Source organism: Bacillus sp. SIMBA_008 (assembly GCF_046535495.1).
In the GTDB taxonomy this organism is placed as follows: domain Bacteria; phylum Bacillota; class Bacilli; order Bacillales; family Bacillaceae; genus Bacillus; species Bacillus subtilis.
This window is the reverse complement of sequence record NZ_JAWRWL010000263.1, coordinates 1-292: the sequence shown is the minus strand read 5'-3', so window position 1 is coordinate 292 and position 292 is coordinate 1. Positions and strand designations below refer to the sequence as shown.

Below are 292 nucleotides of genomic sequence, written 5' to 3'. Positions count from 1 at the left end.
CGATATCATCAATTTCCGTCCAATTTGTCATACCGTGTACCTCTTTTCTATGTATAGCTTATTCTATAGCATACTGATAAAGGCGATGAAAAAGCAAGGAAAATGAAAAAAATGCCTTCTCACGTAAAAACGAACCATTTCCTGCGGTTCGTTTTTACTATTCTTTATCCGTTAAGCCGAATCCATTCTTTTCTGAGACGTTCCAGTTTTCTTTTGCTGAGATCGATTTGATCTTCATTCTCTTTTTGCATGGCCTCATACAGGGTTGCCAATTCATAATCAACCTCTAGTC

The 292-nt window shown here is 37.3% G+C and carries 1 pseudogene; it reads right to left on the bottom strand.

Annotation, left to right across the window (positions count from 1 at the left end):
- Positions 1 to 164: 164 nt before the first annotated feature.
- A pseudogene (locus SB658_RS23115) lies at positions 165 to 292 on the bottom strand (hypothetical protein); the annotation flags it as partial.